13 protein-coding genes and 1 pseudogene are annotated in these 12,288 nt (G+C 71.3%); 4 read left to right on the forward strand and 10 right to left on the reverse strand.

All coding sequences use genetic code 11. From position 1 onward, the window contains the following. Nucleotides 1-3: 3 nt before the first annotated feature. Nucleotides 4-636, reverse strand: a complete 633-nt coding sequence (locus tag AB0C28_RS40580; protein WP_358080655.1) for a TetR/AcrR family transcriptional regulator — start codon at nucleotides 634-636, stop codon at nucleotides 4-6. A 71-nt stretch (nucleotides 637-707) separates the two neighbouring features. Here AB0C28_RS40580 and AB0C28_RS40585 point away from each other — a divergent pair, with 71 nt between their 5' ends. Together AB0C28_RS40585 and AB0C28_RS40590 are read left to right on the forward strand one after the other, a co-directional pair. Further along, on the forward strand, nucleotides 708-1,355 hold the full coding sequence (locus tag AB0C28_RS40585) for a class I SAM-dependent methyltransferase (RefSeq protein ID WP_357849897.1): 648 nt from the start codon (nucleotides 708-710) through the stop codon (nucleotides 1,353-1,355). Nucleotides 1,356-1,443: 88 nt separating this feature from the next. Beyond that, nucleotides 1,444-2,229, forward strand: a complete 786-nt coding sequence (locus tag AB0C28_RS40590; protein WP_358080657.1) for a MerR family transcriptional regulator — start codon at nucleotides 1,444-1,446, stop codon at nucleotides 2,227-2,229. Between the two features lie 24 nt (nucleotides 2,230-2,253). On the opposite strand, the gene AB0C28_RS40595 is transcribed toward AB0C28_RS40590, so the two are convergent. Together AB0C28_RS40595 and AB0C28_RS40600 are read right to left on the reverse strand one after the other, a co-directional pair. Next, the gene (locus AB0C28_RS40595) at nucleotides 2,254-2,400 is read right to left on the reverse strand and encodes an SDR family oxidoreductase (protein WP_357849891.1); all 147 of its coding nucleotides are present in this window, start codon (nucleotides 2,398-2,400) and stop codon (nucleotides 2,254-2,256) included. A 41-nt stretch (nucleotides 2,401-2,441) separates the two neighbouring features. After that, a pseudogene (locus AB0C28_RS40600) lies at nucleotides 2,442-2,852 on the reverse strand (SDR family NAD(P)-dependent oxidoreductase); the annotation flags it as partial. Between AB0C28_RS40600 and AB0C28_RS40605 the strand changes: the two are divergent. Beyond that, the gene (locus tag AB0C28_RS40605) at nucleotides 2,739-3,281 is read left to right on the forward strand and encodes a LysR family transcriptional regulator substrate-binding protein (protein ID WP_358080659.1); all 543 of its coding nucleotides are present in this window, start codon (nucleotides 2,739-2,741) and stop codon (nucleotides 3,279-3,281) included. The pseudogene AB0C28_RS40600 and the gene AB0C28_RS40605 sit on opposite strands and share 114 nt — an antisense overlap. An 8-nt stretch (nucleotides 3,282-3,289) precedes the next feature. On the opposite strand, the gene AB0C28_RS40610 is transcribed toward AB0C28_RS40605, so the two are convergent. After that, on the reverse strand, nucleotides 3,290-3,967 hold the full coding sequence (locus AB0C28_RS40610) for a DNA-binding response regulator (protein ID WP_357849885.1): 678 nt from the start codon (nucleotides 3,965-3,967) through the stop codon (nucleotides 3,290-3,292). Nucleotides 3,968-4,063: 96 nt separating this feature from the next. Between AB0C28_RS40610 and AB0C28_RS40615 the strand changes: the two genes are divergently transcribed. Then, a complete protein-coding gene (locus AB0C28_RS40615; protein ID WP_357849882.1) occupies nucleotides 4,064-5,002 on the forward strand; it encodes an oxidoreductase in 939 nt (312 codons plus the stop codon). Between the two features lie 122 nt (nucleotides 5,003-5,124). On the opposite strand, the gene AB0C28_RS40620 is transcribed toward AB0C28_RS40615, so the two are convergent. The 6 genes from AB0C28_RS40620 to AB0C28_RS40645 form a co-directional block, all read right to left on the reverse strand. After that, nucleotides 5,125-5,826 carry a thermonuclease family protein gene (locus AB0C28_RS40620; protein ID WP_358080661.1) on the reverse strand — a complete coding sequence of 234 codons (702 nt, stop codon included), beginning with the start codon at nucleotides 5,824-5,826 and terminating at the stop codon, nucleotides 5,125-5,127. Nucleotides 5,827-5,985: 159 nt separating this feature from the next. Further along, complete coding sequence (locus AB0C28_RS40625) at nucleotides 5,986-6,759, reverse strand: class I SAM-dependent methyltransferase (protein WP_358080663.1); 774 nt, start codon at nucleotides 6,757-6,759, stop codon at nucleotides 5,986-5,988. Between the two features lie 73 nt (nucleotides 6,760-6,832). Beyond that, nucleotides 6,833-8,500, reverse strand: coding sequence for a cytochrome c oxidase subunit I (gene ctaD, locus AB0C28_RS40630; protein WP_357849873.1), 1,668 nt, complete (start codon nucleotides 8,498-8,500; stop codon nucleotides 6,833-6,835). Nucleotides 8,501-8,745: 245 nt separating this feature from the next. Continuing rightward, complete coding sequence (locus AB0C28_RS40635; protein ID WP_357849870.1) at nucleotides 8,746-10,446, reverse strand: serine/threonine-protein kinase; 1,701 nt, start codon at nucleotides 10,444-10,446, stop codon at nucleotides 8,746-8,748. Between the two features lie 113 nt (nucleotides 10,447-10,559). Then, nucleotides 10,560-11,342, reverse strand: coding sequence for an SDR family oxidoreductase (locus AB0C28_RS40640; protein WP_357849867.1), 783 nt, complete (start codon nucleotides 11,340-11,342; stop codon nucleotides 10,560-10,562). Between the two features lie 136 nt (nucleotides 11,343-11,478). Then, nucleotides 11,479-12,180, reverse strand: a complete 702-nt coding sequence (locus AB0C28_RS40645) for an FCD domain-containing protein (protein ID WP_357849864.1) — start codon at nucleotides 12,178-12,180, stop codon at nucleotides 11,479-11,481. Nucleotides 12,181-12,288 lie beyond the last annotated feature (108 nt).

Raw genomic sequence — 12,288 nt, forward strand, 5'->3', positions numbered from 1 at the left:
TGTTCAGGCGCCGGTGAGCCGGTCGAGCACGGCGTCGACCAGCGTGTCGGTGAACTCCTGCGAAACGTCCTGCCCCGTGACCAGGACGCGGTAGTAGATGGGCCCCATGATCTGGTCGACGGCGAAGTCGATGTCGGCCTCCGGGGCGAGCGCGCCGCGCGCGACCGCCCGTTCGAAGGGGAGCCGGTCGTACCCGCGCTGCTTCCCAAGGTGCTCGAAGCGCAGCCGGGTGGCGAGCGCGGGGTCGTGCTGGGCCTGCGCGGTGAGCGCCCGGAAGACCGCGCCGGCGTCGGACGCGGTCAGGAAGTGGGCGACCTTGCGGGCGTGGGTGCGCAGGTCCCGCCGCAGGTCCTCGGTGTCGGACGGGACGAGGGCTTCGGCGGCGTCCTGGACGAACGCGTCCATGAGGATGTCGTTCTTCGACGGCCACCAGCGGTAGATCGTCTGCTTGGCCACGCCCGCCCGCTCGGCGATCCCCTCGATGGTCAGCCGGGTGTGTCCGACCTCCACGAGGAGGTCGTCGGCCGCCTCCAGCACGCTCTGGCGGGCCTCCTCGCTGCGGCCGTGCCGGTTGCCGCGGTGCTTGGCGGTGGTGGCGCGGCTTCTGTTCGTGCCGCCGCCGGCGTCAGCGCCCATCGGTTCCCTTCCGTCGATCACCTGAGCCTATCATCTTGCCTAGACGCAACGGTGCGTCTACGGTAGCGGGCATGAACACACTCACCACACCCCAGACCGCCGCCGTGCTCGACCGGCTCTTCGCCGCCGCCGACCGGGAGGAGGCCGATCCGGCGCCGTGGCCGCTGGACATCCCCATCGCCGAGGCGTCGGCGAGGCAGCGCGCCGACGCGCTGGCGGGGGAGTACATGCCGATCTCCAGGTCGGCCGGCCGGCTGCTCTACGCGCTCGCACGCCACGGCCGCCCCGAGACGATCGTCGAGTTCGGCACCTCGTACGGCATCTCCACCATCCACCTGGCCGCCGCGGTCGCCGACAACGGTGCGGGCCACGTGTGGACGACCGAGCTCAGTCAGGTCAAGGTCGAGGCCGCGCGGCAGAACCTGGAGCAGGCCGGCGTGGCCGGGCACGTGACGGTCCTGGAGGGCGACGCGCTCGAAACCCTGGCCGGCGTTCCAGGATCCATCGGCCTGCTGCTGCTCGACGGCTGGAAGGACCTCTGCCTGCCGGTGCTGCGGCTGCTCGAAGACCGCCTCGCCCCCGGAGCCCTCGTCGCCGCCGACGACAGCAGCTTCGCGAGCATGGCCGGCTACCTCGCCTATGTCCGCGATCCGGCGAACGGATACGTCACCGTCGAGTTCCCCGTGGAGGACGGCATGGAGATCAGCTGCCGGGCCTGACGCGCTCGAACGCCACCTGGACACGACCCCGGACCACTGAGACGGGACGGGTGGACTCTCCCATACGGGAAGACGCCATGCTGGGGGCATGGACGAGGAGCTGCTGCCGATCGGGCAGTTCGCCAGGCTCGGCCGGCTGAGCGTCAAACAGCTGCGCCGCTACGCCGACCTGGGGCTGCTGGTGCCCGCGTACGTGGACGAGCACACCGGCTACCGCTACTACCGGCCCCAGCAGGCGCGCGACGCGCTGTCGATCGGGCTGCTGCGCTCGCTCGACGTCCCGCTCGCCGTCATCGCCGAGGTGTTGTCGGGCAGCTCGGGCGTGCTGGCGGAGGTGCACGAGCGGCTGGAGGCCGAGCTGGCCAGGCGCCGATCGACGCTGGCCGCCCTGGAGCGGGTGATGGCGGAGGGCCTGCCGTCCGCTCCCGTCACGGTGGTCACCGAGCCGGCGCGGCGGGTGGCGGTGGTCACCGCGACGGCGGCGGATTCGTCCGACATCGGCCGGGCCACCTCGGCCGCCGTCGCAGGCCTGCTGGCCGCCGCGAACGTGGCCGTTCCCGAGCTCATCGGCCTGTTCCCGCTCGACTTCGGCGAGCCCGTCACCGTCACCGTCGCGCTGGTCACCGAGAAGCCGGTGGCGGGGGCCGAGCTCGACGTGCTGCCGGGCGGCCGGTTCGCCCGCGCCACCCACGTCGGCCCGTACGACCAGGTCGGGCTGACCGCGCACGCGCTCCTGTCGTGGTGCGCCGAACGGCTGTGCCCGGTCCGCGGCCCGATCCGCGAGGTGTACGTGTCCGACCCGGCCACCACCCCGCCCGACCGGCTGATCACCCACCTGATGATCCCCCTGGACGTGACCTGCGACGCACTCTGACAGGAAAGCGGTCACCACGTCGTTTCAGACGGCGAGGCGACCACCGTCGGCCACGATCACCTGGCCGGTGACGAAGCTCGCGCGCTCGCTCGCCACGAACGTGATGACCTCGGCGAGTTCCTCGGGCGTGGCGTTGCGCCTGAGCGGCCGGCGCGCACGTTGGTGTCCCATGACTCCGCGTTCGCCTCGAGGTCCTGGTCGAGGGCCGGCTTGATGCTGGCCCGGTAGCTCGCCGCGTTGTTGACCAGTACGTCGATCTCACCCGCCTCCTCGGCCAGCCGCTCGACGTCGGCGAGGTCGCTCAGATCGGCGAGGATGAACCGGGCCTTTCCTCCTTCGGCGGTGATGTCGTCCACCACCTCGGCCCCGCGCTCGACGTTGCGGCCGGTGATCACCACCGACGCTCCATCGCGGGCGAACGCGTGCGCCGTCGCGGCGCCGATGCCTCCTCGCGACCCCGCACCCGTGATCAGGACGTTCTTACCCGCGTCCGCCACCCGAAGCTGCAGGTGACCCTGCACGAGGAGCCCGATCCCGCGGACATGGAACGACTGGTCCGCCAGGGAACTCTCGACATGTTCCTGGTGCACCGTGTCCCCGCCGGGTGCACCTTCGACGTTCACTCTCTGGGCGAGGAGGCCTACGTCGCCGTCCTGCCGAAGGGGCACCCGCTTCTCTCCGGCGGCGCCCTGCGCCTGGAGGACCTGGCATCAGAGGGATGGATCCGGTTCAGGAGCGGCAGCCTGGTCGACGACTACCTCGCCCGCCTGCTCGCCGACGCCGGCCTCAGCCCGCACACGGTGGCCCGGGCGTCACAGATCTCCACCGCGGTACGGCTCGTAGCGCAAGGCCTGGGCGTCACCGTGGTCCCGGCCTCGGCCGTCCCCGAGGGCTTCGAAGAACTGGCCTGCCCGCTCGTGCCCGCCCTGACCGAGCCCGTCCTCGTCGGCGTGCGGCGCAATCCCGGCCCGGCGGAGACGGCCATGCTCGACCACCTCAGCCAGCAGGACTGGTGCGGCACGGGACTCCTCGGCCGGCCCGCGCAGGTTTGAGCGGCGGGTTACACCAGGCCGAGCTCGCGGGCCCGTACGCCGGCCTGGAAACGTGACTCGGCGCCGAGCGCGGTCATCAGCTCGGCCACCCGGCGCCGGTAGGTCCGCACCCCGAGGCCGAGCGTGCGGGCGGCGGTCTCGTCCTTGACCCCCTGGCTGAGCAGGTCGAGCACCGAGGGTGCGAGCTCGCGGATCTCGGCCACCCGGGCGTCGTAGACCGCGAGGTCGGTCGCCGACCGCCAGGCCGTCTCGAACAGCGACATCACCCCCTGGACGATCTCCGGCTGCGCGATCACGCTGTAGCCGCGCCGCCCGGCCTTGAGATCGCCCGCCAGGATCACGACCCGGCGGTCGAGCACGATCGTCTCGTTGATCCTCTCGGTGGTGACGCGGATCTGCGCGCCGAACTCGTCACGGCGCCGCGCGAGCTCGCGCGCGGACGCCGAGTTGAGCAGCAGCTCGGGCCGGTAGAGCTTGCGGACGCGCAAGCTGCCCAGGCGGCTCGTCGTCGCCGCGGCGACCGGGTCCGCCGTGTGGTCGGTCATCCAGCCGGCGAGGCCGTCGGCCGCGCACGCGAAGTCGGTGGCGGTCGCGAACAGATGTCCCGCCCGCCGGAACAACTCCTCTTCGCCGTGCACGATCGTGACCGTCTCGTTCACGCGCGTGAGTCCGTCAATCGTCAGCACACCACCGATTCTGCCTCAGCCCTTCCCACCGTGAACGGCCCGGCAGGTAGTTGCCATTCCCGTACGTGCGGCGAACGCCACGCGCAGGCTGGAGCCATGACGAACGACACCAACGTGAGCAGCGCACCGGCCGCCGCGGCGGGCACCTGGCGCCTCGGCGACCGCACCGTCAACCGGATCGGGTACGGCGCGATGCGCCTGGCCGGCATGCCCTGGGACGAGCGGCCCAGGGACCGCGCCGGCGCCGTCGCCCTGCTGCGCCGCGCCGTCGAGCTCGGCGTCAACCACATCGACACCGCGGCCTTCTACTTCCTGCCCACCCGCTCGGTCAACGAGCTGATCAGCACGGCGCTGCAGCCGTACCCCGACGAGCTGGTCATCACCACGAAAGTGGGCGCAGGCCGCGCCCGCGACGGCGCGTTCGAGTACGCGCGGCCGGAGCAGCTGCGCTCCCAGGTCGAGGAGAACATCCGCCAGCTCGGGCTCGACCACCTCGACGTCGTCAACCTGCGCTGGGGCGCGGGGATGGACCGGGAGCCCGGCTCCGTCGCCGAGCACTTCGGCGCCCTCGCCGAACTGCGCGAAGCGGGACTGATCCGGCACCTCGGCATCTCCAACATCGGGGCGGAGCAACTGGCCGAGGCGATGGAGATCGCGCCGGTGGTGTGCGTGCAGAACCGGTACGGGCTGACGGAACGTCAGGACGACGCCCTGCTCGACACGTGCGCCCAGCATGGCATCGCCTTCGTGCCCTTCTTCGCCGTCGCGCCCGGCATCTCCGGCGGCCTTCCCACCACCGCCGCGCACGGTGGCCGCGACACGACGGGCGAGACCGAGGTCGCCAAGGTCGCCGAGGCCCACGGCGTGACCCCGGCGCAGGTCCGGCTCGCCTGGACCCTCCACCGCGGCGACCACGTCCTGGCCATCCCCGGCACCGGCGACCGTACCCACCTGGAGGAGAACATCGCGGCGGGCGGCCTCCGGCTGACCGGGGACGAGCTGGCGCTCCTCGACGGGATCGCCACGGCCGGGTGACGCCTGGGTCAGACCGGCTGGCCGAGCGGACGGACGACCACCGTGTTGACGTCCACGCCGGCCGGCCGGCGTTCTCGTCGCGGCCCTGATCTGATCCGAGGACCTGCGCTGAAGGGCGGCCGTCACCGCTCGCAGACGACTCCGTCTCCGTCGCGGTCCTGGTACCAGGCGTACTCGGGGTCCTGGCCACGCACGTACGGGCCGTATCCGTTCGCGTTGGCCTCACCGCAGGTCCGGTAGCGTGGATCGTTCCCGTCGTCGGATGGGCGGGTCTTGGTCGGGCTCGGTGTCGGTGTGGGAGTGGGGGCCGGCTGGCGGCCGTCGCCGTCGCACTTGCCGGACCAGATGCGCAGCCGCGCCTTCCTGGCCTTGGCCTGTTCGGCGCGCATGAGCCGGATGTACCTGTCGTTGGGCTGGTCCAGCACGGCCTTGGCGTAGCCGTACCGCACCAGGTTGCGGTTGACGTGGATGCCCTTGGCGTTCCACACGTAGTACAGGCGGTGGCCGTACCGGTTGCGCGGAGCACGGTCGGCGACCAGGTAGGCCGTCTTTCCGATCGGCAGCAGCGCCTTGGTGCGGGCCGTCGCGGTGGCGAACCAGCACTGGCCGCGTTCGGGAGTGTCCACTTCGAGCAACTGGACCCGATACCGCTTGCCGCCCCGCGAGACGTCGATGGTGTCTCCGTCCACGATCTTCAGGACCTTGGCGGTGACGGCGCCCTTCGGCACCCCGGACGGAGCGGCGAAGGCCGGTCCGGCGGTCGCGGGCAGGAACAGGGCGGCTGCTGTGACGGCTCCGGCGACACGGCGGGGGGTTGAGCGCATGGTGTGACTCCTGCGAACGACGATGACGACGGGAATAGGACGCGGCGAGGGCCGGCGCGGTGTACCCGCCGCACAGCCCCGATGCGCGCGGAAAGCCGTCATCACCGGCGGCGACCAGGATCCGCCGAGGTCGCCGACCGTCCAGCTCCCAGCCCGGAGTCAGGCGATCAGGAGGCGGAGGCCGAGTTCCGCGGTGGTGAGGTCGGTGAGGTCGGCGTTGCGTTCGGCCCAGCGGCCGGAGTCGAGGTCGCCGCGGAGGGCGCGGACCGCGCGTTGCTCGGCCTCCGGGCCGACCTTGGCCCAGACCGAGGTCCCGCGGCGGACGCGCTCGTCCAGGTACGCCTCCGGCCGGCGCCAGTGGGCCTCGAAGAAGCCGTCGGCGCAGTCCCACGGGATGGGCACCGGCTCCAGCCGGGCACCGATCGCGTCGGCCAGCTCGGTGATCGAGGGCCGGCCGGACACCAGGTTCCCCACCTCGGGCAGGTAGTCGCGGGTGAGCCAGAACCGGTGCAGCCAGCCGGCCTCGGTGGTGTCGTGCGTGAACACCACCACCCGGCGGGCGACCCGGAGCAGCTCGCGCAGGCCCGCGATCGGGTCGGGCCAGTGGTGGATGGAGGCGACGGACATCGCGGCGTCGAAGGCGCCGTCGTCGAACGGCAGCCGCTCGGCGGACCCGTCCATACAGGGGGCCGCGTCGGGGCGGCGCTGCGAGCGCATGAGCGCCGACGGCTCGACCGCGAGGACGTAACGGTCGGACGGCTCGTACGATCCGGTGCCCGCCCCCACGTTCAGCACCGTCCTGGCGTCGCCGAACGCCGCCCAGATCTGCGCCGCGATGCGCGGTTCCGTGCGCCGGGTCACGGTGTAGCCGGCCCCGATGGTGTCGTACAACTGCGCGCTGGACATGGACGCCGCCTTTCCGGCCGGCTCCATCGCCGCACCGTGCCGTACGAGATGTCGTTCCGAGAGCCATTCCACCACATTGATCGGCGGCGGGCGAGCACGCTCACTCCAGCTCGGCGGCGGCCCTGCTGTGCGGGTAGTGGATGTCGAAGGCGGGCCGTTCTGAACGGATGCGCGGCATGCTGGTGAAGTTGTGCCGGGGCGGCGGGCACGAGGTGGCCCATTCGAGGGAGTTGCCGAAACCCCACGGATCGTCGATGGTGACCTTCTTCCCGTGGCGCCACGTGTACCAGACGTTGTAGAGGAACGGCAGCGTCGAGGCGCCCAGAATGAACGCCCCGACGGACGAGATCTGGTTGAGCGTGGTGAAACCGTCGGCGGGGCTGTAGTCGGCGTAGCGGCGCGGCATGCCGAGCGCGCCGATCCAGTGCTGGATCAGGAACGTGGTGTGGAAGCCGATGAACAGCAGCCAGAAATGCCATTGGCCGATGGTGTCGTTCAGCATCTTGCCGGTCATCTTCGGCCACCAGAAATAAAATCCGGAGAACATCGCGAACACCACCGTGCCGAAGACCACGTAATGGAAATGCGCGACGACGAAGTACGAGTCGTGCAGATGGAAGTCCAGCGGCGGCGAGCCGAGAATGACGCCGGTGAGCCCACCGAGCAGGAAGGTGACCAGAAATCCGACCGCGAACATCATCGGCGTCTGGAACGTCAGATGCCCCCGCCACATCGTGCCGATCCAGTTGAAGAACTTCACCCCGGTCGGCACCGCGATGAGGAAGGTGAAGAAGGAGAAGAACGGCAGCAGCACCTGCCCGGTGGCGAACATGTGGTGCGCCCACACCGTCATCGACAGCCCGGCGATGGCGATCGTGGCGCCGACCAGGCCGATGTAGCCGAAGACCGGTTTACGGCTGAAGACCGGGATGACCTCGGTGATGATGCCGAAGAAGGGCAGCGCGATGATGTAGACCTCGGGATGGCCGAAGAACCAGAACAGGTGCTGCCACAGCATCACCCCGCCGTTCACCGGGTCGTAGACCTGCGTGCCGAGCTTGCGGTCGGCCTCCAGCGCCAGCAGCGCCGCCGCCAGCACCGGGAAGGCCATCAGCACGATGACGCTGGTCAGCAGCACGTTCCAGGTGAAGATCGACATGCGGAACATGGTCATGCCGGGCGCCCGCATGCAGATGATCGTGGTGACGAAGTTGACCGAGCCGAGGATCGTGCCCAGGCCCGCCAGCGCCAGGCCCATGATCCACAGGTCGCCGCCGATGCCGGGTGAGAAGGTCGCGTGCGACAGCGGCGTGTAGCCGGTCCAGCCGAAGCTGGCCGCCCCGGCGGAGCCGGCGAACCCGCCGATCACCATCAGCCCGCCGAACAGGAACAACCAGTAGCTGACCGCGTTGAGCCGGGGGAAGGCCACGTCCGGCGAGCCGATCTGCAGCGGCATGACCACGTTGGCGAACCCGGCGAACAACGGGGTGGCGAACAGCAGCATCATGATCGTGCCGTGCATGGTGAACAACTGGTTGTACTGCTCGTTGCTCACCAGCGCGAGGCCGGGGTGGGCCAGCTCGGTGCGGATCACCAGCGCCATCAGCCCGGCCAGGGTGAAGAACGAGTAGGACGTGATCAGGTACAGGTAGCCGATCACCTTGTGGTCGGTCGACGTCAGCCAGCTGACGATCAGCCGGCCCGCGCGCTCCGGCTGTGCCGGCGGGCTGGGCGGCGGCGCGTCCGCACGCTGCTTCTGTACGGTCATCCGAACGGGTCCCCTCTGGCATGACGACGACTGGCCTTCGGGGGAAGCGGGCGGACGGCCTGCCGTGCATGGCGCGGCGGCGGTGCCCGACCGGAAGTCTGAGGTCTCCTTACCCTCTTGCACCTGGGCATATGCCGCGAAGAGGCGACGCCGGGCTCGTGGCGGCTGCCCTAGTGCACTTCAGCGCCGTTCGCCTGGGCGGCGCTCGTCCGACGCCGGTGACGCGGCTGCTCGTTCGGCGCCGGTCAGCCGGTGGCGGTGCGGCCCTCGGCGGCGTCCAGGGCGATCGTGCCGGTCGTGCCGCGCAGGGCGAACCCGTGCCGCCAGGACGCCCGCTCCTCCGCCGTGCTCAGCGGGTCGACGTCGAGGGTCGTCACCAGGCGCCAGGTGCCGCCGGTCTCGGCGTACGAGGTGATCGTGCCGCCACCCGACAGCACCAGGGCCAGGCGGTCACCGGGCGCGAGCGTGAGGTCGGCCCGGTTGTGCTCGTGCCGGAACTCGCCGCCGACGCGCACGTCGATGCCGCTCTCCTTGCGGGTGTGGTTGTACCAGGCGCCGATGTACGTGCCGGCGTCCTTGACCCGGCCGACGAAGACGCTGTCCTCAGGCTCGCCGGTGCCCGCCATCGCGCCCAGGGTGATCAGGCTGACCGCGTCGGCGGAGGACAGCGTGCCGGGCAGGGCGAACCAGCCGAAGAACGGGCCCTGGGCCGTGCCGGTGAGCTTGCCGCCCTCGGCCTTGATCACCGGCAGCGCCTCGTTGCCGAAGGGCTGGTAGTGGTCGTAGCCGGTCTGGGTGCTGTCGAAGCCGTCGGTGACGTCTACCTTCGGGTACGTCCTGCCGTCGATCACCAGCGGGGTGGTCGTGGCCTTCTTCCCGCCGCCCTGGTTGGCGGCCGTCCAGGAGGGCACGAGCAGCACGCCCGCGGTCACGGCCAGCGCGATCACCACGGCCCCGGCCCCGAGCGGCCACCGGCGTGGACGTGCACGCCGAGCCTTCGCCCCGTTCGAGCCCGCGGGCGCGGTGGGCACGGCGGACGCGGCCGGGGGCCGCATCCCTTCCACGAGAGTGTGCTCGCCCACGGCGGCGGGGGACGCGGTGCCAGGGGACGCGGCGGCCGTGCGTACGTCGCCGGAGGTGAGGTCGCGGAGCAGGTGTGCGGCGGCGGGGCGGTCGGCCGGGTTCTTGGCCAGGCAGGCGGCCACCATCGTGCGCAGCGGCTCGGGAACTCCGGACAGTTCGGGCGGGCCGTGCAGGACGGCGTGCATGACCGCGGGCACGTTCGAGCCGGTGAAAGCCCTGCGCCCGGTCGCCGCGAACACCATCGTGGCGGCCCAGGAGAACATGTCGGAGGCGAGCGTGAGCGGCTGGTCGCCAAGCTGCTCGGGCGACATGTACGCGGGCGTGCCGGCCACGTGGTTGGTCGTGGTCATGGTGTCGAGGGTCCTGGCGATGCCGAAGTCGATCACAACAGGCCCCTCGGGACCGAGGATCACGTTGGCCGGCTTGAAGTCGCGGTGCACGATCCCGGCGCGATGGATCGAGGCGAGGGCGGTCAGCGTACTGATCGCCAGCCGGTCCAGCCCGCCGCCGATACGCGGCCCGTCCCGCTTGACCAGCTCGTCGAGTGACGGGCCCTGGACGTACTCGCTGACGATGTACGGCCGCTCGCCCAGCATCCCGGTGCCGATCACGCGCGCCGTGCAGAACGGCGCGACGCTGGCGGCGACCTCCGCCTCGCGCAGGAACCGGCGCCGGACCTCCGGATCGCCGGCGAGCCGCTCGTGCAGGACCTTGATCGCCACGTGCCCGCCGGCGGGCGACCTGGCCAGGTAGACCGCGCCCTGCCCGCCCTCGCCGAGGAGCCGTTCGACCTGATGTTCGCCGATACGTCCCTGGCCGTCCACACCCGCCACCCGGGAGCCCGTCACCGGTACCCCCGCCACCTCGAAACGATCACGCCCAAGGCTATCCCGTACAACCCGCCCACCGGCCCCGAACGCTGGCCTTCCGCGCATCGGCTCCCGAACGCCGGCCTTCCCGCCCGAGTCGCCTGTTCTCAGGCGCCGGCGCCGCCGTCCACCGGGAGGATGGCGCCGGTCACCATCGAGGCGCGGTCGCTGAGCAGCCACGCGGCCGCCTCGGCGACCTCGCGGGGCTCGGCCATCCGCCCGAGCGGGGTCGCGGACGTCACCCGCTCGATGATGCCGGGAGTCGCCGCCTCCCACTCGTCGATCATCTCCGTGGCGGTGCCGCCGGGAGTGATGCCGTTGACCCGGATGCCGTCGCCGGCCCAGGTCACGGCGGCGGTCTCGGTGATGCTGTTGAGCGCGCGCTTCATCGCCCCGTACGCGGGCAGGGCCGGGTTAGCGCGGCGGCTGCCGATGCTGGAGGTGTTCACGATCGCCCCGCCACCGCTGCGCCGCATGAGGGCGGCCTCGGCGGTCATGGCGATCCAGTGGGCGCGGAAGTTGACCGCGAACTGCTCGTCGATGTCCTCCTCGCTCGTCGTGTCCAGCGGTCCGGGTTGCTGGATCGCGGCGGCGTTGTTGAACGCGCCGTCGAGCCGTCCGTGCAGCTCCTCCACACGCGCGACCGCGGCGCGGACGCTCTCGCGGTCGGCCAGGTCGAGCGGGACGGCGTCGGCGACGCCTCCCTTCGCGCGGACGTCGTCGACGATCCCCCGAAGGGCGTCTTCGCTGCGGGCGGCGAGCACGACCGCGGCGCCCTCGGCGGCGAAGAGCCGGGCCGCGGCGGCGCCGATGCCGCGGCTGGCGCCGGTGATGAACACCACCTTGCCGGTGAGCAGGCCGATGGGTGTGATCTGAGTGTTTGTCGTCATGAAGACAGTGTCAGGGCTGGGACCAGGGCGGATGCAGGCACAGACAGTACCTGGCTCAGCGTGTCGCCCGCCTGGCCGGGCGGCGTAGGGCCGTCGCCGGGTCCAGCCGGTTGCCCGCCCCGATGACGCCCGGGTCTCAGCGGTGAGGGCTGTCCGCCGGCTCCTCGGCCCCGGTCTTCGCCCGTGTGATGCGGGCCTTGACGTCGCGGAAGTGCAACCGCATCGCCTCTCTGGCGGCCTCGGCGTCCCGGGCGCGCAGGGCCGCCACGATCCGGCGGTGGTTGGCGATGATCTCCGCGGTCCGCTCCTCCGGCGGGTCCAGGGTCGGCTCGACCTCGTGGTAGACGTCCCAGAACAGGCCGATCAGCTGCAGCACCAGCTCGTTGCCGCTGGACTCGTACAGCAGCGCGTGGAACGCCCGATCGGCCCCCGGGTCCCGGTCCATGCCGTTGACCAGGGCGTCCAGCGCGGCGAGCCGGGTGACGCTGGCACTCTTGGCCACCTGGCCGATCAGCCCGGTCTCCAGCAGCTCGCGGACCTCGACCAGGTCGCGCAGCGCCTGGATCCCGCCGCCGGGACCCGAACGCACCTGGAAGGCGAGCGACGGCGTCAGCACGTCCAGCGACGCGTGCCCGACGAACGTCCCATGTCCGTGGCGGATCTCGACGATGCCCAGCGCACGAAGCGCCCGCACGGCTTCGCGGACGCTGTTGCGGCTCGCTCCGAGCAGGTCCATCAGCTGCACTTCCGTGGGCATCGGAGAGCCGGGAGCCAGCCCGCGTTCGTGGATCAGGGCGACGATGCGCTCCTGAAGCGACGCGCCGTCACGCGTGGGCATGCTGCCTCCAGGCTCGTCCAAGACCTTGTGTCGAACATCCCACCTCTAGGTCCCGGAAGGCCAGGCGGTGCGGAAGAGTTTACGCCGACTACACGGACGGGCCATCGG

Source organism: Nonomuraea sp. NPDC048892 (assembly GCF_040649735.1).
Lineage (GTDB): Bacteria > Actinomycetota > Actinomycetes > Streptosporangiales > Streptosporangiaceae > Nonomuraea > Nonomuraea maheshkhaliensis.

What these genes read in the sequence shown, in the direction of transcription:
- AB0C28_RS40580 (WP_358080655.1), bottom strand. Translation starts at nt 636, where the DNA reads ATGGGCGCTGACGCCGGCGGCGGCACGAACAGAAGCCGCGCCACCACC.
- AB0C28_RS40590 (WP_358080657.1), top strand. Translation starts at nt 1,444, where the DNA reads ATGGACGAGGAGCTGCTGCCGATCGGGCAGTTCGCCAGGCTCGGCCGG.
- AB0C28_RS40620 (WP_358080661.1), bottom strand. Translation starts at nt 5,826, where the DNA reads ATGCGCTCAACCCCCCGCCGTGTCGCCGGAGCCGTCACAGCAGCCGCC.
- AB0C28_RS40595 (WP_357849891.1), bottom strand. Translation starts at nt 2,400, where the DNA reads ATGGGACACCAACGTGCGCGCCGGCCGCTCAGGCGCAACGCCACGCCC.
- AB0C28_RS40645 (WP_357849864.1), bottom strand. Translation starts at nt 12,180, where the DNA reads ATGCCCACGCGTGACGGCGCGTCGCTTCAGGAGCGCATCGTCGCCCTG.
- AB0C28_RS40625 (WP_358080663.1), bottom strand. Translation starts at nt 6,759, where the DNA reads ATGGAGCCGGCCGGAAAGGCGGCGTCCATGTCCAGCGCGCAGTTGTAC.
- AB0C28_RS40640 (WP_357849867.1), bottom strand. Translation starts at nt 11,342, where the DNA reads ATGACGACAAACACTCAGATCACACCCATCGGCCTGCTCACCGGCAAG.
- ctaD (WP_357849873.1), bottom strand. Translation starts at nt 8,500, where the DNA reads ATGACCGTACAGAAGCAGCGTGCGGACGCGCCGCCGCCCAGCCCGCCG.
- AB0C28_RS40585 (WP_357849897.1), top strand. Translation starts at nt 708, where the DNA reads ATGAACACACTCACCACACCCCAGACCGCCGCCGTGCTCGACCGGCTC.
- AB0C28_RS40615 (WP_357849882.1), top strand. Translation starts at nt 4,064, where the DNA reads ATGACGAACGACACCAACGTGAGCAGCGCACCGGCCGCCGCGGCGGGC.